12 protein-coding genes are annotated in these 22,719 nt (G+C 75.6%); 1 reads left to right on the top strand and 11 read right to left on the bottom strand.

Annotated elements, in window-relative coordinates; genetic code table 11:
* Positions 1–222: 222 nt before the first annotated feature.
* Complete coding sequence (locus tag ACIPSJ_RS18990) at positions 223–813, bottom strand: DUF402 domain-containing protein (protein ID WP_401347045.1); 591 nt, start codon at positions 811–813, stop codon at positions 223–225.
* 84 nt (positions 814–897) lie between these two features.
* On the opposite strand from ACIPSJ_RS18990, the gene ACIPSJ_RS18985 reads away from it, so the two are divergent.
* Positions 898–2,103 carry a hypothetical protein gene (locus ACIPSJ_RS18985; RefSeq protein ID WP_401347042.1) on the top strand — a complete coding sequence of 402 codons (1,206 nt, stop codon included), beginning with the start codon at positions 898–900 and terminating at the stop codon, positions 2,101–2,103.
* Positions 2,104–2,110: 7 nt separating this feature from the next.
* Here the strand turns inward: ACIPSJ_RS18985 and ACIPSJ_RS18980 are convergent, their stop codons facing one another.
* The 10 genes from ACIPSJ_RS18980 to ACIPSJ_RS18935 form a co-directional block, all read right to left on the bottom strand.
* Positions 2,111–2,641: a YbjN domain-containing protein gene (locus ACIPSJ_RS18980; RefSeq protein ID WP_355725445.1), complete on the bottom strand. Its 531-nt coding sequence runs from the start codon at positions 2,639–2,641 to the stop codon at positions 2,111–2,113.
* Positions 2,642–2,714: 73 nt separating this feature from the next.
* Positions 2,715–4,295, bottom strand: a complete 1,581-nt coding sequence (locus ACIPSJ_RS18975) for an amino acid adenylation domain-containing protein (protein ID WP_401347040.1) — start codon at positions 4,293–4,295, stop codon at positions 2,715–2,717.
* Entirely contained in the window at positions 4,288–5,922 is a 1,635-nt protein-coding gene (locus tag ACIPSJ_RS18970) for an ABC transporter substrate-binding protein (RefSeq protein ID WP_401347038.1), read from the bottom strand. Before ACIPSJ_RS18970 ends, ACIPSJ_RS18975 begins: the two co-directional genes overlap by 8 nt.
* A gap of 85 nt (positions 5,923–6,007) precedes the next feature.
* Positions 6,008–7,057 carry a MupA/Atu3671 family FMN-dependent luciferase-like monooxygenase gene (locus ACIPSJ_RS18965; RefSeq protein WP_359206374.1) on the bottom strand — a complete coding sequence of 350 codons (1,050 nt, stop codon included), beginning with the start codon at positions 7,055–7,057 and terminating at the stop codon, positions 6,008–6,010.
* A gap of 40 nt (positions 7,058–7,097) precedes the next feature.
* Positions 7,098–7,298 carry an MbtH family NRPS accessory protein gene (locus tag ACIPSJ_RS18960; RefSeq protein ID WP_355725433.1) on the bottom strand — a complete coding sequence of 67 codons (201 nt, stop codon included), beginning with the start codon at positions 7,296–7,298 and terminating at the stop codon, positions 7,098–7,100.
* Positions 7,298–8,629, bottom strand: a complete 1,332-nt coding sequence (locus tag ACIPSJ_RS18955; protein WP_401347035.1) for an MFS transporter — start codon at positions 8,627–8,629, stop codon at positions 7,298–7,300. Before ACIPSJ_RS18955 ends, ACIPSJ_RS18960 begins: the two co-directional genes overlap by 1 nt.
* A 39-nt stretch (positions 8,630–8,668) precedes the next feature.
* Positions 8,669–12,625, bottom strand: coding sequence for an amino acid adenylation domain-containing protein (locus tag ACIPSJ_RS18950; RefSeq protein WP_401347033.1), 3,957 nt, complete (start codon positions 12,623–12,625; stop codon positions 8,669–8,671).
* Between the two features lie 46 nt (positions 12,626–12,671).
* Positions 12,672–19,130, bottom strand: coding sequence for an amino acid adenylation domain-containing protein (locus ACIPSJ_RS18945; protein ID WP_401347031.1), 6,459 nt, complete (start codon positions 19,128–19,130; stop codon positions 12,672–12,674).
* Positions 19,127–22,468 carry an AMP-binding protein gene (locus tag ACIPSJ_RS18940; protein WP_401347030.1) on the bottom strand — a complete coding sequence of 1,114 codons (3,342 nt, stop codon included), beginning with the start codon at positions 22,466–22,468 and terminating at the stop codon, positions 19,127–19,129. Before ACIPSJ_RS18940 ends, ACIPSJ_RS18945 begins: the two co-directional genes overlap by 4 nt.
* Positions 22,465–22,713, bottom strand: a complete 249-nt coding sequence (locus ACIPSJ_RS18935; RefSeq protein WP_359206385.1) for a phosphopantetheine-binding protein — start codon at positions 22,711–22,713, stop codon at positions 22,465–22,467. The genes ACIPSJ_RS18940 and ACIPSJ_RS18935 overlap by 4 nt, the downstream gene beginning before the upstream one ends.
* Positions 22,714–22,719: the final 6 nt, after the last annotated feature.

Below are 22,719 nucleotides of genomic sequence, written 5' to 3'. Positions count from 1 at the left end.
CCTCGCCGACGACATGGCCGGCCGGCGGATCCTCCACGCCGGCTGCGGATCGGCGACGGTGCGGACCTGCGGGTGGCGGACCTGGGCGGCTGGCTGATCGTGTCTGTCGGCCACAAGATGGCACAGGCCGCTGCACGCGATGATCGAGGCTTTCGTCGGGGCCGGTCTCCGGATCACGGTCAGCGGAGCGGCTGCGGCAGCTGTCGTAGCCGGGCGACCGGCTCAGCGGGAGAGCGGGACCGCCCCGGGTACCGCCCAGTGGTCCGGGGCCCGCCAGTCCCGCCACTCCTCCCACCAGCCGGCGCCCCGCTCGACCAGGTCCACGACGGAGGCGGCGGCCCGGCGCACGGCCGCCGCCTGTGCGTCCGTGAAGCCGCCGGAGCGGTGCCGGTCGGCGAAGTGGTCCTCGTCCTTCCAGGAGTACGGCGATCCGTCGGCCGGGATCAGCAGGTCGAGTTCCTGGTCGAGGGTGTCGAAGCCGCGCCCGGTGCGGCGCATCGGCTCCTGGAAGTTGACGTACCAGCCGCTGAGGGTGCCGCCGGAGCAGCGGGCCCAGACGGAGTAGCCGTCGCCGGGGCGCTGGAGCTGGAGGACGCCCTCCGAGTGCCAGTACGGCTCGAAGGCGGTCCAGGGGTGCGGGCCCCAGCGGAACGGGCCGGTGCCGAAGGTGAGCGGGGTGCCCTGGGCGAGATGGACGGCGAGCAGGTCACCGGTGTCCTCGACCACCCGCACCGGGTAGACCATCCACTCCCGCCCGTCCAGGATCTCCCGCCGGACGATCACTTCCTGCGCGGTGAACAAGCGGCTTCCCATGATCGGGACCGTACACCCCCGTCGGGACCCCCCATCGGGCGCACATTTCTCGCACATCACCCCGCTCCCCTGCACTGTGCGAATGTGAGCCACGCCAGCACCACCGCAACCGCCGCCGCGCCCGCGCCCGTCCTCGCCCCGCCCGTCGCCGGGCGGCCCGGTACCCGGCTGTCCCTGGTCACGGCGGGCGGGGTGGCCGTGGGGCTGTTCGCGGCGGCCCGGCTCACCGGCATGGTGGTGGTCGCGCTGACCGCGTGGGCGGCCGGCCGGCACCCGCTGACACTGCTCGGCCGCTCCTGGGACGCGGCCTGGTACCTGGGCATCGCGGCGCACGGCTACGGCCGGACCGTGCACTTCGCCGCCGACATCGTCCACAGCGACCTGGCGTTCTTCCCGCTCTACCCGGCCCTGATCCGCGTCCTCACCGCCACCACCCCGCTGAGCGGCGCGGGCGCCGGGCTGCTGGTGTCCTGGACGGCCGCCGCGGTGGCCGCCGCCGGCGTCTACGCGGTGGGCGCCCGGCTGCACGGCCGCGCCGTGGGCACCGTCCTGGTCCTGCTGTGGGGCCTGCTCCCGCACTCCGTCGTGCTGTCCATGGCGTACACGGAACCGGTGCTGACCGCGTTCGCCGCCTGGTCGCTGTACGCGGTGCTGGCCGGGAACTGGCTGTGGGCGGGCTCCCTGGCCGCCCTGGCGGGCCTGTCCCGCCCGAACGGCTTCGCGGTCGCGGCGGCCGTGCTGCTCGCCGCCGCCTGCGCGCTGCGCCGGGCCCGCGGCCGGGTCACCCACAGGCTGTGGACGGGCGCGGCGCTCGCCCCGCTCGGCTGGACGGCGTACGTGCTCTGGGTGGGCCGGCGCAGCGGGGACCCGCTGGGCGGCTACTTCGGCGTGCAGCGCCTGTGGGGCTCGCGCTTCGACTTCGGCCGGGGCTCGCTGGCGTTCGTCCGCACCCTGCTGCTCCGCGGCGACCGGTTCGTCTTCCCGATGGCCCTGCTGATCGTGGCGGCGGCCGCGGTGCTCTACGCGCTGCTGGTCCTGGACCGGGCCCCGCTCCCGCTCCTCGCCTACACCGGTGTCCTGCTGCTGATCGCGCTCGGCGGCTCGGGCTTCTTCGAGTCCAAGCCCCGCTTCCTGCTCCCGGCCTTCCCGCTGCTGCTGCCGCTGGCGCGGGCACTGGTCCGGACGGCGAGAGCCCGGCCCTGGCACGCGACGGTGGTGGTCGCGGCCCTGGCCGGGCTCTCGTTCTGCTACGGCGCGTATCTCGTCGTGTACGCGCGCACCCCGCTGTAGAGGCGGACTACTCTTCGTCGTCCTCGGGCTTGTCCGCCTCGTTGACGTCCTCCTCCAGGCCGAGCTGCTCGACCAGCCACTTGTCGAACTCGATCGCGGCCCGCACCCAGCTGACCGTGGACGACACGAAGTGGTTGATGTCGACGCCCGTGCCGACCAGCATCTGGGCCTCACCGATGAGACGGACGGTGCCGTCGTCGTGGGTGTGGGTGTAGACCTTGGGCCACAGGGTCCGCCGGTTCCAGTCGTCGATCGACTCGAGCAGCTGCGGCTTCTCGTCGATCTTGTGGGGGCGGTCGTAGAACGTCCGCACCGAGAAGACCGCCTGCTCGTCCTCTCCGCGGAACATGAAGTACGTGCGGAACTGCTCCCACGGCGCCGCGAGGTCGCCCTCGTCGTCGACGACGTACTTGAGCTCCATCTGGTCGAGGAGCTGCTTCACAAGATCCTGATCCGGGACGACGGGGCCCGCCGGTCCTTGGGGCTGCGGCTCGGGCTGGCCCCCGAAGTTCGGGATCGAGGACGGGTCGATGGACACCTTGATTTCCCTTCGTCTGGACCCCGCCATCCTCCCTCATACGGGGAGGGGGGTGGCAACCCCGGCCCGCCCTTCAGCCGTGAGCTGACAGGATCCGGGCGAGTGCGCGCCGGTCCGTCTTCCGGTTGGCGTTCAGGGGGAACGCGTCGAGGTGCGTGAAGCCGCGCGGGAGCATGTAGACGGGCAGGCGGTCGGTGAGGTGGGCGCGCAGGGCGAGGGGGGACCGGGGGGTGCCGGTGTAGGCGGCCGCCAGGGACGGCTCCCCCGCTGCCGGCACCACGACCACGACCGCCTCGGTCACCCCGTCGGCCGTACGCAGGGCGGCCTCGATGTCGCCGAGCTCGACGCGGTGGCCGCGGATCTTCACCTGCTGGTCGAGCCGGCCGAGGTGCAGCAGCGCGCCGTCCGCGCCGCGCCGTACCCGGTCGCCGGTGCGGTAGTACAGCTCGGCGCCGGGTGCCGCCCGGTCGTCGTACACCGTGGCCCGGTCCCCGTCGAAGGACACGAACCGGCCGGGGTTCTCGGCGGGGTCGAGGTAGCCGGGGAAGCGCTGCGGGCCGCGCAGGCACAGCTCGCCCTCGTCCGACGGGCGGCCCTCGTGGTCCAGGACGAGGGCGTCCAGGTGCGGGTAGGGCGTGCCGATCGGGACCGTGCCGTTGGCGGTGACCGGCCAGTCGGCGGGGTCGGCGGGCAGCCGGTACTGGGTGCAGGAGACGGTGACCTCGGTGGGGCCGTAGAGGTTCTCCAGCACGCTGCCCGGCGCGGCCCGGTGCCAGGCGGCGGCCTGTTCCAGGGTGAGCGGCTCACCGCCGAACAGCGTCCAGCGCAGCTCGGGCAGGGAGTCGGGGGCGAGGTCGCGCAGCCGCTGGGCGTAGGTGATCACCGAGGGGACCGAGAACCAGTGGGTGATCCGGTGCTCGCGGACGAAGCGGGCGGGCCGGACCAGGTCGGAGCGGGCGGGGACCACCAGGGTCGCGCCGGTGCTCCAGGCGGTGAACATGTCCCAGGCCGTCGGGTCGAAGGTGAGGTCGAAGGTCTGCGAGACCCGGCTGCCGGGGCCGATGCCGTAGCGGTCCGTCGCGTAGTCCAGCACGGCCGCCGCGTTGCGCTGGAGCACCGGGACGCCCTTGGGGGTGCCGGTGGAGCCGGAGGTGAAGACGATGTACGCGACGGCGTCCGGGCGCGGCTCGTACGGCGGGAGGTCCGCGGGCGGCTCGCCGGTCTCGTCGAAGGTCTCGTCGAAGGTCTCGTTGAAGGTCTCGTCGAAGGTCTCGTCGAACGGCAGGACCGGGCAGGGGAAGCCGGTGGGGTCCGCCGCCTCGGGTCCGGCGAGGACCACGTCCAGTGCGGCCGCCCCGGCGATCGCGGTCAGCCGGGCCGGCGCGACCTCCGGGCCGAGCGGCACTGCGGCCGCGCCCAGCCGCTGGGCGGCCAGGTAGGAGGCGTACGCGGCGACGCTGCGGTTGGCGAGGACGCCGACCCGCTCCGGGCGCCGCCCGCCGAGGGCGTCGAGGACCCGGGCCGCGGTGTGCTCGGCGAGGCGGCGCAGGTCCGCGTAGGAGAGGACCCGGCCCTCGGTCTCCAGCGCGGTCCGCCCGGGGTGGGCGGCGGCGGACGCGGCGAACCGTTCGTGGAGGGTGCGTCGGTCAGCCACGGCCGTCGTCCTCCTCCGGTGCGGGCGTCACGTACGCGTCGTAGTACACCGGGGTGCCGAGGAACGACGAGGTGAACACCCCGCCCACCCGGGGGCCGCGCGCCGCCAGGTAGACGTAGGCGAAGACCGGCACCAGCGGAACGTGCCGGGTCGTCAGGGTCTCGTCCAGGGCCGCCCATTCGGTGGCCGCGCGGTCGGCGGACAGGGCGGAGATCCGGGCGATCTCGGCGTTGACGTCCGGCTCGTCGAGGTAGGTGTAGTCGGCGTTGCCGGTGGCCCGCAGGGTGCGGCCGTCGAAGCCGGTGAGCAGGGTGGAGGCGCCGGGCCAGTCGGCGGCCTGGCACATCAGGTAGAGGTCGAAGTCGTGGCCGCGGGTGAGGACCGCGGTGTTGTGCCGGGGGCGTTCGGTCTCCACCACCTCGACGGTGAAGCCGGCCGCCGTCAGGGAGCGGGCCACCTCCCGGGCCCCGGCCGTGAAGTAGGCCCCGTCGCGGCTGAGCAGCCGCAGCGGACGGCCGTCCCAGCCGTCCGGCAGACCGCGCGGGCCGCCCGTGTGCGGGTCGGGGTAGGGGCGGTGGCCGATGGTGGCCGGGGACAGGATGGTGTGGGTGATCTCGCCCTGGGTGGCGCCCGCCATCGCGTCGCGGACCGCCTCCTTGTCGAGGGCGCGGGCGATCTCCCGGCGGACCTCGACGTCCGTCACCCGGGCCGTGTTGATCGCCAGGTACCAGACCAGCGGGGTGCGGTCGCGGTGCAGCCGGGGGCCCAGGTCCGGGTCGGCCAGCAGCAGGGCGGCGACCTCCTCGGGGGCCTGGTTCTCGGCGACGGCGAAGGCGTCCGGGCCCAGTCCGGAGTGGGCGCGCCGGTTCTGGTCGGCGGCGTCGACACCGAGCTCGAACTCGATCCGGTCCGGGTGGTCGTGGCGTACGGCGTCGGTGGCCGGGTCCCAGTGCGGGTTGCGCTCCAGGACCAGCCGCTCCCCGGGGACGTTCTCGGTGATGCGGTACGGCCCGGAGGCGAGCGGTGCCTTGCCGTACGTCTCGCCGGTGTCGGCGTCGCGCGGGACCGGCACGGTGGTCACCAGGGCGGCGGCGAACGGCAGGTCGGGGCGCGGCTCGGGGAAGCGGAACACCAGGGTGCGGGCGCCGCGCACCTCCAGGCCCGGGACCTCGCCGGTGCCGTCGGTGAAGGGGCCCGCGTAGGGGCCGTTCGCGGCCAGCCAGTCCTGGAGGTGGTGGGGGCCGCCGGCCAGGCTCTCCTCGAAGGAGCGGGCGATGCCGTGGGCCACGTCGGCGGCGGTGATCTCCCGGCCGTCCTCGTAGCGCAGGCCCGCCTTGAGGGTGAACTCCCAGGTGCGGCCGTCGCCGTCGACGTCCCGGCCGGGGTCGTCGGCGAGGTCGCCGACCAGCCGCCAGCCGCCCGTGCCGTCCTCGGCGAACATCGTCAGCGTGCGGAAGAGGAGGTGGCCGAGCGCGGTGGCCTGGAGGGTCTGGACGCGCTGCGGGTCCAGGTGGTCGTGGTCGCCGTCGCGCAGCACGCGCAGGGTGCCGCCGCGCACGGCGCCCGGCACCGGCCGGGCCGGCCCCCGCGAGTCGCGCGGGTCCCGGGCGATGGATGCCTTGCTCATGTGCGTGCTCCGATGCGTGCGGCGCGGGGGACGGGGGAAGGGGCGGGGACGACGGAACGGGCGGGGACGGGGGCGGGAGGCGGGGTCACTCGGTCGCCTCGCGCAGGGTGTCGAGGTGCTCCAGGCCGGCCAGCACGGCGTCCTTGGCCACTCCGAAGTCGATCAGGCAGGCCAGTTCGTCGACCCCGGCGGCGCGCGCCCGCTCCACCACGGCCGCCGCCTGCGCCACCGTCCCGAACAGGCCGCTGGTGGTGTAGTAGGTGTCGAAGGAGCGCCGGACCAGGAAGTCGATGTCGGACTCGCGGAGCTTGTCGGGGTCGAAGCCGGACAGGATGCTGCCCGCCGAGCGGGCGATGAGCCCGAAGGAGCTCTTCAGGTACGCGGTGAACGGCTCGCGGACCGTCGCCTTCACCTCCTCCGGGTCCTCCCCGAGATAGGTGTGCAGCATCAGCGCCACCTGGCCGGGCCATCCGTCGTGGCCGGGGCGTTCGGCGAGCGCCTTGCGGTACAGGGCGATCTTCTCGGCGAGCTGGTCGAAGTCCTGGCCGAGGAGGTGGGTGAGGACGCCGGCGCCCGCCGCGCCGGCCGCGCGGAAGGTCTCGGGGCCGCCCGCGCTGGTCACCCAGACCGGCAGCTCGGGCTGGACGGGCGGCGGGAAGACCCGCACCTCGGCGGGGTGGCCGGCGCCGTCGGTGACGGCGAGCGGCTCGCCCCGCCACAGGGCGCGCACCTGCTCCACGGCGTCGATGACGGCGGTCTTGCGGCCCGCGTAGCCCTCGGGGCGCAGCGCGAAGTCGACGGCGTTCCAGCCGGAGGCCAGGGAGAGGCCGGCCCGGCCGCCGGAGAGGTTGTCGACGACCGACCACTCCTCGGCGATGCGCAGCGGGTGGTGCAGCGGGGCGACCACGCTGCCGGCCCGGATCGCGACCCGCTCGGTGACGGCGGCGACGGCGGCGCCGGTCACCGACGGGTTCGGGTAGAGCCCGCCGAAGGGGTGGAAGTGGCGCTCGGGGGTCCATACGGCCGAGAAGCCGTGGGTGTCGGCGTACTTGGCGCCTTCGAGCAGCAGGTCGTAGCGACCGCCGCCGCCACCCCCGTCGGCGCCGTCGGCGAAGTAGAAGAGGCTGAAGTCCATTGCGGGGCCCTCTCGGGACAGGTGATCGGTGACGGCCGGGTCAGCGCACGCTGAGCGGGCGCAGGTCGGTCCAGACCGTGGCGATGTGCGCGAGGGCCTCCTCGCGGGTGCCTTCGAAGCCGGTGGCGCGCCAGCCGGCGGGCAGGGGCAGCGGGGCGGGCCACACCGAGTACTGCTCCTCGTGGTTGACGACCACGAGATGGCGGGGCTGCCCGGCGGTGCCGGTGTTCTGCTGGGTCATCAGAGGGCTTCCTTGGTGTCGGGCGTGGAGTGGGGGGCGGGGTCCGTGAGCGGGGCCGGCAGGTCGTACCTGATCCGGGCGAGCGAGGACAGGCCCAGCGGGAGCAGGGCCGAGGAGAGGCCGATCGCGGTGATCAGGACCGTGGTGCGCAGGCCGACGGCGCCGCCGAGGAATCCGCCGAGCAGGGCGCCGACGGGGGCGATGCCCATGGCCACGAACCGGTTGGTGGCGGCCACCCGGCCCTGCAGGGAGTCGGGGGTGAGGGTCTGCCGGATGCTGAGGACGGTGACGTTGTTGGCGACGCCGAAGGACGCGAACAGGAAGTTGATCAGCATCAGGGTGCCGACGGCGAGGACCCCGGAGCCGTGCACGGCGGAGAGGCCGAGCATCACGAGGTTGGCGATGGCGGCGGTGACCAGCATGGTGCGGCCGTAGCCGAAGCGCCGCGGCAGCCGGCCCGCGAAGGCCGCGCCGACCAGGAAGCCGGGCCCCAGCGCGGCCATCACCAGGCCGATCTCGCCCGCGGACAGCCCCAGGGTGCGGGGCATGAACTGGACGAAGGCGACCTCCAGCGCGGTGAAGGACAGGTTGAAGATCGAGGCCATGACGGTCATGGCGCGCAGCGGTTCGTTGCCGAAGACGAACCGCAGGCCCGCCCACACCTCGCGCAGCGTGCCGGCCGGGGAGGCGTCCCCGGCGTGTTCGGCGCGCTCCTCCCGGTGCCGGATGGTGGCGACGGTCAGCGCGGACACCAGGTACGAGACCGAGGCGGCCAGCACCGCGACGGGCGCGGTCAGCCACTGCACCAGCACTCCGCCGAGCGCGGGCCCGCCGATGGTGGCGGCGGACTGGCTGGCGCCGAGCGCCGAGTTGCCCGCGGTGAGCTGGTCGCGCTCCACCAGCCGGGGCAGGTAGGCCTGTCCGGCCACGTCGAAGAGGACGCTGCCGCAGCCGGCGAGGAAGCCGAGCACGTACAGCCAGCTGATGCCGAGCCGGTCGGTCCAGTACAGGACGGGCACCACGGACAGCACGAGGGCGCGGCCGAGGTCGGTGGCGATGAGGATGTTCTTGCGCCGGACCCGGTCCACGAGCACGCCCGCGAACAACGAGACGAGCAGGTACGGCAGTTTGACCACCGAGGTGAGCAGGCCGACCTGGGCCGAGGTGGCGGCCAGGGCCAGCACCGCGACCAGGGGCAGCGCGAGTTCGCTGATCTGGGCGGCGAACAGGGAGGCGGTCTGCCCGGTCCACAGCCGGGTGAAGTCGGCGTTGCGCCAGACGCTGGGGGCGGGCGGGGCGGCGGCTTCCCCGACGGTCGCGGCGTCGCTCATGAGGTGCTCCTACACAGGGGGTCGGTTTTACAGGGGGAACTAGGGGGTGACGCCGCGCGGCCGGCCGGCGGCCGCGTCCTCCAGGCGGCGCGCGACCTGGGGGACGTTGGGCTGTTCGAGCATGCTGAAGTGGTTGCCGGGCGACTCGTCGATCAGCAGGGTGCCGCCGACCCGGGGCTGCCATCCCATGTGCCAGCCCTCGAACAGCTCGGTCTCGGCGCGGATCAGCACCGCGTCGCCGCGCAGCGCCTCGCGCGGGGTGTCGCGGTAGGCGAGCAGGGCGCGGGCGTGCCGGGTGTACAGCTGGACGAGCCGGCGCAGGTCCTCCACCGAGCGCGCGTCGGCCCGTTCGTCGCTGGTGCCCTGGGTGAGCCGGACGACCCTGGCGAGCCGGGCCTCGGGGTCGAGGGCCTCCAGTTCGGCCTCGGTGACGTCGAGCCGGCCGGCGAAGGCACCGAGGATGGCGGCGGACTCGCTGGTGGCGTAGCGCGGCGGGACCGGGTCGTCGATGCTGGCGCTGATGATCGTCAGCATGCCGACCTCCTCGCCGGCGGCCTCCAGCTGGCGGGCCATCTCGTAGGAGACCATGCCGCCCATGCACCAGCCGCCCAGGAAGTACGGGCCCTCGGGCTGCACGGCCCGCACCTCGGAGAGGTACAGCGCGGCGATCTCCTCGACGCTCTCCGGGCGCGGCACGTCGGGGCCCGCGTACTCCGGTGCCTGGAAGGCGTACAGCGGGCGGTCCGGGTCGAGGACGTCGACGAGTTCGGAGTAGCAGAAGACGCTGCCGCCCAGCGGGTGGACCAGGAAGAACGGGGACTCGGTGCCGGTCGAGCGCAGCGGCACCAGGGTGGACGCGGCCTGCTGCCGTTCGCCGCTGACGATCTCGGCGAGCCGCTCGACGGTGCCGCCCTCGAACAGCGCGGCCACCGGCACCTCGACGTCGGTGATCTCGGGCAGCCGCATGATCACCCGGAGCGCGGAGATGGAGTTGCCGCCGAGGTCGAGGAAGGCGTCGGTGACCCCGACCTCCGCCACGCCGAGGACGTCCCGCCAGATCGCGGCGACGGCCTCCTCGGTGGGGGTGCGGGGTGCGACGAAGGCACCCGCGGTGGTCTCCTCGCGGCCGGGGGCGGGCAGGGCGAGGCGGTCGACCTTGCCGTTGGGGGTGAGCGGGAAGGCGTCCAGGACGACGAAGGCGCTGGGCACCATGTACTCGGGCAGCGCGGACGCGGCCAGCTCGCGCAGTTCGGCCGCGCCCGGGGCGGTGCCGCCCTCGGCGGTGAGGTAGGCGGCCAGGCGGGCGTCCCCGGGCTGGTCGCGGCGGGCCATGACGACGACCCGGCCGACGCCCGGATGCCGGGCCAGCACGGTCTCTATCTCGCCGAGTTCGATGCGGAAGCCGCGCACCTTCACCTGGTGGTCGGAGCGGCCGAGGAACTCCAGCCGACCGTCCGGCAGCCACCTGGCCACGTCGCCGGTGCGGTACATCCGGGCGCCCGCCGCGTCGCCGTACGGGTCGGGCACGAAGCGGTCGGCGGTCAGGTCGCCGCGCCGGGAGTAGCCGCGGGCCAGCCCGTCGCCGGCGATGTAGAGGTCGCCGGGGACGCCCGCGGGGACCGGGGCGAAGGAGGCGTCGAGGACGTGCAGGCGGGTGTTCGCGATCGGCCGGCCCAGGGTGACCGGCTCGCCGGGGCGCACCCGGTCCAGGGCGGACCAGATGGTGGTCTCGGTGGGCCCGTAGGCGTTCCACACCACCGGGAAGCGGGCGGTCAGCTCCTGGGCGAGGTCCTCGGGCAGCGCCTCGCCGCCGGAGACCACCCGCAGCCGCTCGTCGCCGCCGAGTCCGGCCTCCACCAGCAGCCGCCAGCTGGACGGGGTGGCCTGGACGACGGTCGCGCCGGAGCGCTCCACCGCCTCGCGCAGCCGGGGCCCGTCCACCGCGATGTCGGGGGCGACGATCAGCTCGGCCCCGGCCAGCAGCGGCAGGTACACCTCCAGGGCGGCGATGTCGAAGGAGAGCGAGGTGACCGCAAGCAGCCGGTCCTCCTCGGTCAGTCCGAGGTCGCGGCCGAAGGAGAACAGCAGGTTGAGCAGCGCCCGGTGCGGGATCTGCACGCCCTTGGGGCGGCCGGTGGAGCCCGAGGTGTAGATCGTGTACGCCAGGTGCCCGGGCCCGGCCTGCGGCAGCGGGTCGGTCTCCGGGCGGTCCGCGGCGACCGCGCGGTCCACCTCGACCACGGCCGTCCCCTCGGGCACGGCGGGCGGGGCGAGCCCGGCGCCGGTCAGCAGGACGGGCACCCGGGCGTCGTCGAGCATGTACTCCAGGCGCTCGCGCGGATATCCCGGGTCCAGTGGAACGTACGCGCCGCCCGCCTTCAGCACCGCGACCAGCGCCACGATCAGCTCGGCCGAGCGTTCCAGGTGGACGCCGACCAGCGTGTCCGGGCCGACGCCGAGACCGCGCAGCTCGTGGGCGAGCCGGTTGGCCCAGGCGTTGAACTCGCCGTAGGTCAGGACGGTCTCGCCGAAGCGCACGGCGGTGCGGTCGGGGTGCTTGGCGGCGCGCTCGGCGAGGAGTTCGGGCAGGGTGCGGTCGAGGTCCCAGCCGGCCGCGGTGTCGTTCCACTCGGTGAACAGTCGGTCCAGGTCGGCGGCGCCGAGCAGCGGGGTGGCGTGCACGGCGGCGTGCGGGTCGGCGACCAGCGCGGCGAGCGCCTCGGCGTAGTAGCCGCCGACGGTGTCGATCCAGGCGGCGGTGAACTCGGCGGCGTCGTAGTTGACGCGCAGCCGGACCGCGCCGGTGACCGGGTCGGTGCCGAAGTTGGCGGTGAACGGGAAGTTGGTCTGCTCGAAGAACTCGCCGCCGGTGACGGCCAGGTGCTCCAGCTCCATGTCGTAGCTGCGGAAGCTGCGGTGGTCGACGACCGTCTCGAAGAACCGCGGCCGGCGCTGGTCCTGGAGCATCTGGGCCAGCGGGTAGCGGCGGTGCGGGAGCGCGCCGCTCTCCGCGCCGTGCACGCGCCGGGCCAGCTCGATCCAGGTGGTGGCGGTGACGTCGACGACGAGCGGCAGGGTGTTCAGGAACAGGCCGACGACCTGGTCGCCGTCGGCGGTCTCCGGGCGGCCGTTGCCGACCAGGCCGGTGACGACCCGGCTCTGCCCGGACAGCAGGGACAGCACCCGGGCGTGGGCCGCGAACATCACCGACTTCACCGGCACCCGGGCCTCGGCGGCCACCGCGCGCAGCCGCTCGCCGAGCCCCTCGGGCAGCGGCACCTCGTGCACCCGGGCGGTGCGTACGGCCGCGAGTCCCGGGTCCGCCCGCCGGGGCAGGCCGGTGAAGTCGGTGTCCTCCAGGACGTCGGCCCAGTAGGCGCGGGACTCCTCACTGGCCAGCGCTTCCTGTTCCAGGGCGAGGAAGTCACGGAACCGGGTGGCCGGGGCGGTCGCCGGGTCGGGGCGGCCGGCCAGCCGGGCGTCGTAGCCGGTGATCAGCTGGGAGGTGACCAGGGACAGGCTCCAGCCGTCCAGCACCGCGTGGTGGAAGCTGAGGGCGAGCCGGAAGTCGTCGTCGGCGAGGACGTGCACCTGGAGGGTGAGCAGCGGGGCCCGGGTCAGCGTGAAGGGCGTCGCCTTCTCCTGCTCGGTCCAGGCCGCCACCCGGCGTTCCTGCTCCGCCGGGTCGAGACCGCGCAGGTCGGTCACGGTCAACGGGGTCTCGACGGCGGCGTGCACCAGCTGCATCGGTCTGCTGAACCGGGTCAGGTCGAAGGAGCTGCGCAGGATGTCGGAGCGTTCGATCACCGCGGCGAGCGCGGCGCGCAGGGCGGTCTCGTCGAACGGCCCGGACAGCCGGATCGCGGAGATGTCGTGGTAAGTGGGGGTGGCGCCGTCGGCGTGGCTGTGGAACAGCATGCCGGACTGGAGCAGGGTCAGCGGATAGGCGTCGATGATCTCGGCGGTGGCGGCGGCGTTGTCGTCGTGGGACGGCACGGGGTTCCTTCCGGAGCGGGGGGGGCGGGTGGCCGGGGCGGCGGGGTCAGGGCCTGAGGCGGGCGAGGTCCTCCGGGGAGAGCAGGCCGAAGGCGGCGACCTCCTGCCGGGCGGGCCCGGCGCCGCCGTTCGCGGCCAGCCGGCGGGCCAGGGCCTCGACGGTCTGCGCGGCGAACAGCTGCTGGAGGGGGATCTCGTGACCGGCCTCGCGGGCCAGGCCGACGATCCGGACGGCGTGCATGGAGTCGCCGCCGATCTCGAAGAAGTTGTCCCGGGTGCCGACCCGGTCCAGGCCGAGGACGCGCTGCCAGAGCCCGGCCAGCAGCTCCTCCTCCGGGGTGGCCGGGGCGCTGTGCCCGCCCGCCGCGCCGGCGGCGGGGCGCGGGGCGGGCAGGGCCTTGCGGTCGACCTTGCCGTTGGGGCTGAGCGGCAGCGCGTCGAGCACGACGAAGGCGCTGGGCACCATGTGCTCGGGCAGCCGCTCGGCGAGGGCGGAGCGCAGTTCGCCCACCGGCGGCTCGTGGGACGCCGTCAGGTAGGCGACGATCCGCCGGTCCCCCGGCCGGTCCTCGCGGACCACGGCCACCGCCTGCCCGACGGCGTCCAGGTCCAGCAACGCGGCCTCGATCTCGCCGAGTTCGATGCGGAAGCCGCGCACCTTCACCTGGTGGTCGGTGCGGCCCAGGTACTCGAGGTGGCCGTCGGCGTGCCAGCGGGCCAGGTCCCCGGTGCGGTAGAGGCGGGCGCCCGGGGTGCCGCCGTACGGGTCGGGCACGAAGCGGTCGGCGGTCAGGTCGGGGCGGCCGCCGTAGCCGCGGGCCAGCTGCACCCCGCCCAGGTACAGCTCGCCGGGCACCCCGACGGGGGCGGGCCGCAGAAGGGCGTCCAGGACATAGGCGCGGGTGTTGGCGATGGGGGTGCCGATGGGGACGGCGGTGCCGTTGCGGTCGGGGCGGGACGTCCAGCGGGTGACGTCGACGGACGCCTCGGTGGGGCCGTACAGGTTCTCCAGGGCGGCCCCCGGCAGCTCCCGGTGGAAGCGGCGGGCCAGCTCCGCCGGGAGGGCCTCGCCGCTGCACACCACCAGCCGCAGCGACCCGCAGTCGGCGGCCCCTCCCGCCGCGAGGAACGTGTCCAGCATGGGCGGCACGAAGTGGCAGACGGTGACCCGCTCGTCCCGCACCAGCGCGGCCAGGTGCGCGGGGTCGCGGTGCCCGCCGGGCGCCGCCAGCACCAGCCGGGCGCCGGTCAGCAGCGGCCAGAACAGCTCCCACACCGACACGTCGAAGCTGACGGGCGTCTTCTGCAGCACGGTGTCCGCGCCGGTCAGCCGGTACGCGTCCTGCATCCAGCGCAGCCGGTTGACGATGCCCCGGTGCGGCACCTGCACGCCCTTGGGCCGGCCGGTGGAGCCGGAGGTGTAGATCACGTACGCCAGGTGGCCGGGACCGGCGGCCGGTTCGGGCTCGGACGCGGGGTACCCGTCCCCGGCCCGCTCGTCCACGGGTACGACGGTGATCCCGTCGGCGGCGAGCGCCTCGCCCCCGCCCGGGTGGGCGAGCAGCACCGGCACCCGGGCGTCGGCGAGCATGAACGCCAGCCGCTCGTGCGGGTATCCGGTGTCCAGCGGCAGATAGGCGCCGCCCGCCTTGAGGACCGCGAGCAGAGCCACCATCAGCTCCGGTGAGCGGTCCAGGTGGACGCCGACCACCGTGTCCGGGCCGACGCCGAGGCCGCGCAGCCGGTGCGCGAGCGCGTTGGCCCGGCCGTGCAGTTCGCCGTAGGTCAGCTCGCGGTCCGCGAACCGGACGGCGACCGCGTCCCGGTGCCGGCCGGCGGCCTCGGCGAGCAGCCCGGTCAGGGTGTCGCCGTCCGGCCAGTCCACGGCGGTGTCGTTCCAGGTGTCCAGGAGCCGGGCGCGCTCGGCGGACCCGAGCAAGTCGATCCGGGAGAGCGCGGCCGTCGGGTCGGCGGCGACGGCGGTGAGCACACGGGTGAAGTGCTCCGCGAACCGTTCCGCGGTGGCCGGGTCGAACAGCTCCACGTCGTGGTCGAGCCAGCCGATCAGCTCCCGGCCGGTGTCGATCATCCGCAGGTTGAGGTCGAACTGGCTGTTGGCGGCGGACACCTCCACCAACTCACTCTTCACACCCGGCAGTTCGAGGGTGCCGAGCTCGACGTTCTGCAGCGCGAACAGCGCCTGGACCAGCGGCCCCCGGGACAGGTCGCGCTCCGGGGCCAGCTCGCCGACCAGCCGCCCGAAGGGCACCCGCTGGTGGGCGAAGGCCGCCAGGGCGCTGTCCCGGACCCGGCCGAGCAGCGCGCCGAAGCCGGGGTCGCCGTCCAGGTCGGCCCGGAGCGGCACGGTGTTGAGGAAGCAGCCGGGCAGGTCCTCGAACTCGGCGCGCGGCCGGTTGGCGACGGGCGTGCCGACCAGCAGCCGTTCCTGGCCGCTCCAGCGGGACAGCACGACGGCGTAGGCGGACAGCAGGGTCATGAACAGGGTCGCGCCGTGGGCCCGGGACAGCTCGCGCAGCGCCGCCGAGGTGGCCGCGTCCACGGTGACCCGGCGGCGGGCGCCGCGGTGGGCGCGCACGGCCGGGCGCGGCCGGTCGGTGGGCAGCTCCAGCACCCGGGGCACGCCGTCCAGGTGGCCGCGCCACCAGTCCACCAGCCCGTCGAGCACCGGCCCGTCCAGGTCGGCGCGCTCCCAGCGGGCCACGTCGGCGAACTGGAGCGCGGGCCCGGGCAGTGCGCGGGCCGCGTAGGCCGCCGACAGCTCGCGCAGCAGCACCCCGAACGACCAGCCGTCGAACACGATGTGATGCACCGTCAGCGCGAGGACGTGGTCCCCGTCGCCGATCCGCAGCAGCGCCACCCGCAGCAGCGGGCCGCGCGCCGGGTCGAAGGGCTCCCGGACGCTGTCCATCGCCGCGGCCACGGCCGCCGCCTCCGGGTCCGGCCGGTCCGACAGGTCCGTGACACGGACGACGACCCGGGCGCCGGGGACGGCCCGCTGGCGCGGGCCGCCGTCCGGTCCGGTCTCGAAGACGGTCCGCAGGACGGCGTGCCGGTCCACCACCGTGTCCACGGCCCGTTGCAGCGCCGCCGCCTCCAGCGGGCCGCGCAGCCGCAGCACGACGGGCATGTTGTAGGCCGCGTCACCGGGACGCAGCTGCTCCTCCAGCCACAGGCGTTCCTGGGTCCAGGACAGCGGCGCGGGCTCGGCGGGGTCGGTGCGCGGGATGTCCGCGTACGCCGCCGGGCCCGCCTCCGCCTCCCCCTCCACGAGGAGGGCGGCCAGTGCGGCGACGGTCGGGTGGGCGAACAGGTCCTGGAGGGTGAGCCGTTCGGCGGCGGGTCCGGGGAACTCGCGCCGGATCCGGGCCAGCAGCCGGGTCAGCAGCAGCGAGTGCCCGCCGAGCGCGAAGAAGTCGTCGGTGGCGCCCACGCGTTCGCGGTGCAGCAGCGTCCGCCACTGCGCGGCCAGCCGCTCCTGCACCGGGCCCACGGGGGCGACGAAGGTCCCGGTGGCGGCCTCGGCGCGGTGCTCCAGGGCGCGCAGGGCGGCCCGGTCGACCTTCCGGTTGGCGGTGAGCGGCAGGGCGTCGAGGACCACGTACGCGGACGGCACCAGATGGCCGGGCAGCCGCCGGGCCAGCGCGTCCCGCACCCCGGCGAGGTCGGGGGCCGGGCCGCCGGTGGCGAGGAAGGCCACGAGCCGGTGGTCGCCGGCGCCGTCCGGCTCCGCGAGCACGGCGCTCTGCCGTACCTCCGGCAGCGCGTCGAGCGCGGCCTCCGTCTCGGCGGGCTCCACCCGGTGACCGCGCACCTTGGCCTGCCGGTCGGCCCGCCCGAGGTGGTCCAGCAGCCCGTCGGGGCGCAGCCGGGCGAGGTCGCCGGTCCGGTAGATCCGGTCGCCCCGGTCCCCGGCCCGACCGGAGAACGGATCGGGCACGAACCCGGAGGCGTCCCCGCCGTCCCCGTCCCCGTCGCCGTACCGGGCCAGGTACGGGGTCCGTACGACGAGTTCGCCGATCTCCCCGAGTCCGGCGGGGCGGTCGCCGGCGAGGACCAGCAGCTGGACGCCCTCGATGCCGGGGCCGAGCGGCACCGGCCCGGCCGGGAGGGCGTCGGCGGGCGTGCCCGCGCGGTGCGCGAGGTGGACGGAGACCGCCTGCGGGGTCTCGGTGGCGCCGTACAGGTTCAGCAGGTCGGCGCCGGGCGCCAGCCGGGCCCAGGCGCGCAGGGTGCGGCCGGTGAGGGTGTCGCCGCCGAACCCGGCCAGCCGCAGCGCGGGCCAGCCCGCCGTGCCGTCCGCCTGGTCGGCGAGGGCGCGGCCGAGCGCCGGGGTGAGGTGGGCGACGGTCGGCGCGGCCTCGGCGAGCCAGCCGGTGAGGGCGGCGGTGTCCCGGACGTCCGGGGCGGGGAAGACGGCGGCGCCGCCCGCCCACAGCGGGGTGAGGACGTCCCGCAGGAACGGGTCGTGGCCGAGCCCGGACAGCACCGCGAACCGGTCGTCCGGGCCGAGGCCGAAGGCGCGGGTGTACCAGTCCAGGAAGTGGACGAGCGGCCGGTGGGTGCCGACGACCCGGCGGGGACGGCCGGTCGTGCCCGAGGTGAACGCGACATAGGCGTCGGCGTCGGGTCCGGGCGTGGCGACCGGGACGTCGTGAGGACCGTCGGCGGGCGGTCCGGCCGGGGCGGCCGGGGCGTCGTGGGGGCCGTCGTAGGGCGGTCCGGCCGGGGCGTGTTCCGGCTCCTCGCCGGGTTCGGCGCGCAGCACCGGTCCGGATACGAAGCCGGGCAGCGGCAGGCCGGGGGCGCAGCCGATCCAGGCCCGGGGCGCGAGGGCCTCGGCGCGGACCCGCAGGGCGTCCTCGGGATGGTCCGCGTCCAGCACGGCGAAGACCGCGCCCGCCTTGACGGCGGCCAGGACACCGAGGACGACGGCGGGGTGCCGGGACGCGTGCAGGGCGACGACGTCACCGGGCCGGACACCGCGCTCGTGCAGCAGCCGGGCCAGCCGGCCGCTGGTGCGTTCGACCTCCGCGTACGACCACACGCGGTCGCCCGCGATCAGGGCGGGGGCGTCCGGGGTGGCCGCGGCGTGCCGGGCGAGCCGCTCGGCGAGCGGCTCGGGGGCGACGGGCACCAGCTCCGCCGCGGGGTCGGGCAGCAGGGCCGCGGAGTGCCGGGTCGCCAGGTCGAAGTCCCGTACGGCACGCGCGGGTTCGGCGGCCGCCTGGGCGAGGACGGAGCGCAGCTGGCGCAGCAGCTCCTCGATCCGTCCGGCGTCGAACAGCCCGGCGTCGTACACCGCCTCCAGGGTGTAGCCGCCGTCGGGGCGGGCACCGGCGTACAGGGTGAGGTCGAACTTGTTGTCGATGTCGCCGTAGGGCAGCTGCTCCACCGCGCAGCCGGCCAGGCCGGGGGCGGCGACCGGCGGCAGCATGTTGAAGAAGACCTGCACCAGCCGGCCCCGGGACAGGTCGCGCTCCGGAGCGAGACCGGCGACCAGCCGGCCGAACGGCACCCGCTGCCGGGCGAAGGCCTCCAGCGCGTCGTCGCGGACCCGGCCGAGCAGTTCGCCGAACGCCGGATCGCCCGCCGCGTCCACCTTCAGCGGCAGCGTGTTGAGGAAGCAGCCGACCAGGTCGCGGCTGCCCGGGCCACGGGTGGACGCCGGGGTGCCGACGATCATCCGCTGCTGCCCGCTCTGCCGGGCGAGTACGACACCGAACGCGGCGAGCAGGGTCATGAACGGCGTCGCCTCATGGGTCCGGGCCAGCTCCCGCACCGCCGCCCCGGCCACCGCGTCCAGCTCCCGCCGGACCCGGGCGCCACGGTGACCGCGTACGGCGGGACGCGGGCGGTCGGCGGGCAGCTCCAGCACCCGGGGAACGCCGTCGAGGAGGCCGCGCCACCACGCCACCAGCTCGTCGGCCCCCGCCTCGCCGACCCGCTCCCGCTCGGCCCGCACCGCCTCGGCGAAACCGCTCCGGGGCGGCCTGAGGGCGGTGCCGGGATCGGCGTACAGCCGGGACAGCTCGTCGAGGAGGACCGCGAACGACTGGCCGTCCGCGACCAGGTGATGGGCCGACAGCAGGAGCAGCCGCGCGTCGTCGGCGTACCGGACGGCCAGGACGCGCAGCAGCGGCCCGTGGGCCAGGTCGAACGGCTCGCGCACGGCCCGGCGCAGCGCCGTGTGCGCCGCCGCCTCCGGGTCGGCGAACCCGCGTACGTCCTCGGTGCGGACGGGTACGGTCACCGCCGCCGACACCCGCTGCCGGGGCTCCCCGTCCTCGGTGGAGAAGACGGTGCGCAGGGCGTCGTGGCGGGCCACCAGGGCGTCCACGGCGGTCCGCAGCGCGGTGGGGTCGAGGGGTCCGCGCACCCGCAGGACCACCGGCATGTGGTACGCGGTGCCGCCCGGGCTCAGCTGCTCCTCGAACCAGATCCGCTCCTGGGTCCAGGACAGCGGGGCGGGCGGGTGGTCGGTCATGAGGGGTCCCCCAGGAGTTCGGTGCGGCCGGTGAGGTCGGCGAGGCCGGTGGTGAACAGGGCCGCGGTCTCGGCGAGCGCGGCGGGGCCCAGCAGCCCCTCGGGTGCGGTGACGGCACCGGCGAAGGACCGGCCGTCGTCCCAGAGTTCGCAGGTCAGCTCGGTCTGGCAGCCGAGGGCGGGCGCGGGCAGCGGGGTGAACCGCACGCCGTCCGCCTCGGCCGGGGCGGCCACCCGCTGCAACGCCAGCAGGTTCTGGTAGAGCGGGGCGCGACCCGGCGCCGGGCGGGGCGCGCACGCGGCGACCTCGTCGGTGCCGAGGGCCGTGTGCGCGAAGACCTCCAGGAGCCGCTCGCGGACCAGCCCCAGCAGGGCCGGGCCGTCCAGGCTCGGGTCGGCGGCGATCCGTACGGGCAGGCCGTTGGCGAAGTAGCCGACGGTGCGGTCGTGGCCGTCGGGGCGGTCCTCGACGACCGTGCCGACGGCGAGGTCGTCCTGCCCGGTGACCTTGGCGAGCGCCCGCCACCAGGCGGCGAGCAGCGGCACCAGCACCGGGTAGCGCTCCCGTACGGCGAACTCCCGCAGCCGTGCGGTGTCCCGCGGGCCGAGGTCGACGGGGTGCGCGACGACGGGCCGCGTCCACACCTCCCGTATCCCGGGCGCCGCCCCGCCGGGCCACCTCGGCGCGGCCAGCCCGGCCAGCCGGCCCCGCCAGAACTCCCGCGCCGCCCCGGCACCGGCCCGCGGCACGGCCGTGGGCGGCGCGGGCGCCGGTGCCGGGGACCGGCCCGCGTAGGCGGCGGCGAGGTCGGCCACCAGGATCTCCTCGGACCGCCCGTCGTAGACGATGTGATGCACCGCGAGCAGCAGCACCCGGCGCCCGTCCGCCGCCTCGACGACACCGGCGGCGAACAGCGGACCGCCCTCCAGGTCCCGGACCCGGGCGGCCAGTTCCCGGGTGAGCGCCTGCTCCACGGGGCCGACGGCGGGAGCGTGCTCGCCGTCGGGGGTGGACCGGGGGTGACGGTTCGCGTCGGCGGCGGGGCGCGGCCGGCGGTCTCCCGGCGCGGCCGTGCGGATCAGCAGCGGGGGCGGGGCCGGGGCCTCGACGACCCTCCGGCGCGGCCGGCCGCCCTCGCGGGGGAACGTGGTGCGCAGTGCCGGGTGCACGGCGGCAACCGCGGCCAGCGCCTGCCGCAGCCGCTCCGGGTCCAGCGGGCCGTCGGCCTCGATCCGGCTGACCGCCACATGGCCGGGCGCGTCGGGCGCCAGCCGCGAGGCCAGCCAGAAGCGCCGCTCCCCCGGCGACAGCCCGTCCGGATCACCGGGGCCACTGTCACCGGCCGGTTCCTCGGTCCCCCGGGCCGCCGCGAGCCTCTCCAACGCGGCCACGCTCGGGTTCTCGTACACGTCCCGCGCCGACAACCGCACCCCGAGCAGCCGGGAGAACCGCGCGGCGATCCGCAGCACATGCAGCGAACTCGCCCCGGACGTCAACAGATCGGAGTCGGCACGCAGCCCGGGAGCCGCGAGGATGTCCCGCGCGTGGCGCAGAGCGGGGGCCGCGTCCGGGGTGTCCGGTGCGACGGCAGCCGGTACGGCGGAAGCCGGTACGGCGGAAACGCCGACGGACCCGACACGGTCCCCGTTGCCGTCTCCGGCACCGAGGGCGACTCCGGCCGTGGCGGCCTTGGCGGCCCCTGTCGGCACCCCGGCCCTGAGGGCCTCGCCCCCTGCACCCCCTGCACCCGCCGCACCCCGCCGCTCCCTCACCCACGCCTCCACCGCGCGCAGGTCCGCCTTGCCCGTTGGGCCGAGCGGTACCGAGGGGAGGTGCAGGTAGTGGTCGGGGCGGAGGTAGGAGGGGAGGGTGGCGGTGGCCGTGTCGCGGAGGGCGGGTTCCGGGAGGGGGGCGGTGTTGTCGGTGGTGTAGGCGCAGACCGTGCCGGTGACGGTGGCGTGGGGGTCGCGCAGTGGGACGAGGAAGGCGTGCCGGATGCCGGGGAGTGCGGCGATGCGGCGTTCGACCTCGCCGGGCTCGACCCGGTAGCCGCGGATCTTGAACTGGCGGTCGGCGCGGCCGACGTAGGACAGCCGGTCCCCGGCGTCCATGCGGACGCGGTCACCGGTGGCGTACGCGCGCAGGGTGCCGTGGCCCGGGAGGGCGACGTCGGCGAACCGGCGGGCGTTCTCCTCGGGCCGGTGGAGGTAGCCGAGGGCCAGCCCGTCGCCCGCCACCCACAGCTCGCCCTCGGTGCCGCGGGCCGCGGGCCGCAGGGTCTCGGGGTCGAGGACGGCGAGGACGGTGCCGCGCACCGGGCGGCCGACGGGGATGCCGTCCGGGTCGGCGGTGTCGGCGCGGCGGACGTCGTGCGTGGAGACGAAGACCATGGACTCGACGGGCCCGTAGCCGTTGGTGACGCGCAGCCCGGGGTGGTGGTCCAGGAGGGCCGCGAGGTGCGGCGGGGACAGCCGTTCGCCACCGCACAGCAGGTGCCGTATCCCGGTGAACGCCCCGGGGTCCTCGTCGACGATCAGGTTGAGCAGGGAGCTGGTGAGCCAGAGCGTGTCGACGCCCTGTCCGGTGACGAGGGACCGCAGCCCGTCCGGGGTGATCGGCGTTTCGTCGGGGGTGACGCAGGTGCCGCCGTTCATCAGGGGCCCGAAGACCTCCAGCGCGCCGGCGTCCCAGTACGGCGCGGCGAGCAGGGGCATGACGGTGCCGGGCCCGAACGCGGCGTACCCGCCGTCGACGAAGGTGCGGACGAAGGCCCGGTGCGGCAGGACGACGCCCTTGGGGCGGCCGGTCGAGCCGGAGGTGAAGAAGACGCAGGCGGGGTCGTCGGCGCCGACGGCGGGGCGGCCGGTCTCCGCCGCCGCGGGGCGGACGGCGCCGGGGCCCGGCAGGGGGACGGTCCTGACCCCGGGCGGGAGCGCGGCCGGGAGGGTGGCCGAGGCGCCGGCCGCGTCGAGGACCACGCGGGCGCCGAGGTCCTCGATCACTCCGCGCAGCCGCCGGGCGGGCCAGTCCGGGTCCACGGCGGCGTAGGCGGCGCCGGCCAGCAGCACGCCGAGCGCCGCCACGGCGGAGTCCGCGCCGGCCCGGGCGGCCACGGGCACGAAGCCGCGGGCCGGGACGCCCGCCTCGACGAGCAGATCGCGGACCGCGCGGGCGCGGGTGACCAGGCCGGCGTAGGTCAGCCGGGCACCGCCCGGTCCGCGCAGCGCTGTGGCGTGCGGGGACCGGGCGGCCTGCCGCAGTACCGCCTCGTGGGCGGTGGCGCCGGCCGGGACGGGACGCCCCGGGCCGACGGCGACCGAAGGGCGCGGGCCCGTCATGACGGGCGAGGCGCCGCGCCGAGCGCCGCCGCCAATTCGACGGGGGTCGACCGCAGTACGGTGGTGAAGTCGGCCTCGATTCCCCAGAGTTCCGAGACGCGCTCGACCACCAGCACCGCGTGGTAGGAGTCGCCGCCCTGCGCCAGGAAAGTCAGGTCGTCGAGGATTTCGGTCCCCAGGATGTCGGCGAGAAGCAGCCGGACGCTTTTCTTGGTGATTCCTTGGGACGCGTCGAGTTGAGTCATATCGTT

The sequence above is a fragment of the Streptomyces sp. NPDC090088 genome (genome assembly GCF_044747345.1).
Lineage (GTDB): Bacteria > Actinomycetota > Actinomycetes > Streptomycetales > Streptomycetaceae > Streptomyces.
This window is presented reverse-complemented; position numbering and strand designations above follow the sequence as displayed.

Excerpts from the sequence above, each read along its gene's own strand:
- ACIPSJ_RS18990 (WP_401347045.1), bottom strand. The coding sequence starts at position 813 with ATGGGAAGCCGCTTGTTCACCGCGCAGGAAGTGATCGTCCGGCGGGAG.
- ACIPSJ_RS18970 (WP_401347038.1), bottom strand. The coding sequence starts at position 5,922 with ATGAGCAAGGCATCCATCGCCCGGGACCCGCGCGACTCGCGGGGGCCG.
- ACIPSJ_RS18965 (WP_359206374.1), bottom strand. The coding sequence starts at position 7,057 with ATGGACTTCAGCCTCTTCTACTTCGCCGACGGCGCCGACGGGGGTGGC.
- ACIPSJ_RS18960 (WP_355725433.1), bottom strand. The coding sequence starts at position 7,298 with ATGACCCAGCAGAACACCGGCACCGCCGGGCAGCCCCGCCATCTCGTG.
- ACIPSJ_RS18955 (WP_401347035.1), bottom strand. The coding sequence starts at position 8,629 with ATGAGCGACGCCGCGACCGTCGGGGAAGCCGCCGCCCCGCCCGCCCCC.
- ACIPSJ_RS18945 (WP_401347031.1), bottom strand. The coding sequence starts at position 19,130 with ATGACCGACCACCCGCCCGCCCCGCTGTCCTGGACCCAGGAGCGGATC.
- ACIPSJ_RS18940 (WP_401347030.1), bottom strand. The coding sequence starts at position 22,468 with ATGACGGGCCCGCGCCCTTCGGTCGCCGTCGGCCCGGGGCGTCCCGTC.
- ACIPSJ_RS18935 (WP_359206385.1), bottom strand. The coding sequence starts at position 22,713 with ATGACTCAACTCGACGCGTCCCAAGGAATCACCAAGAAAAGCGTCCGG.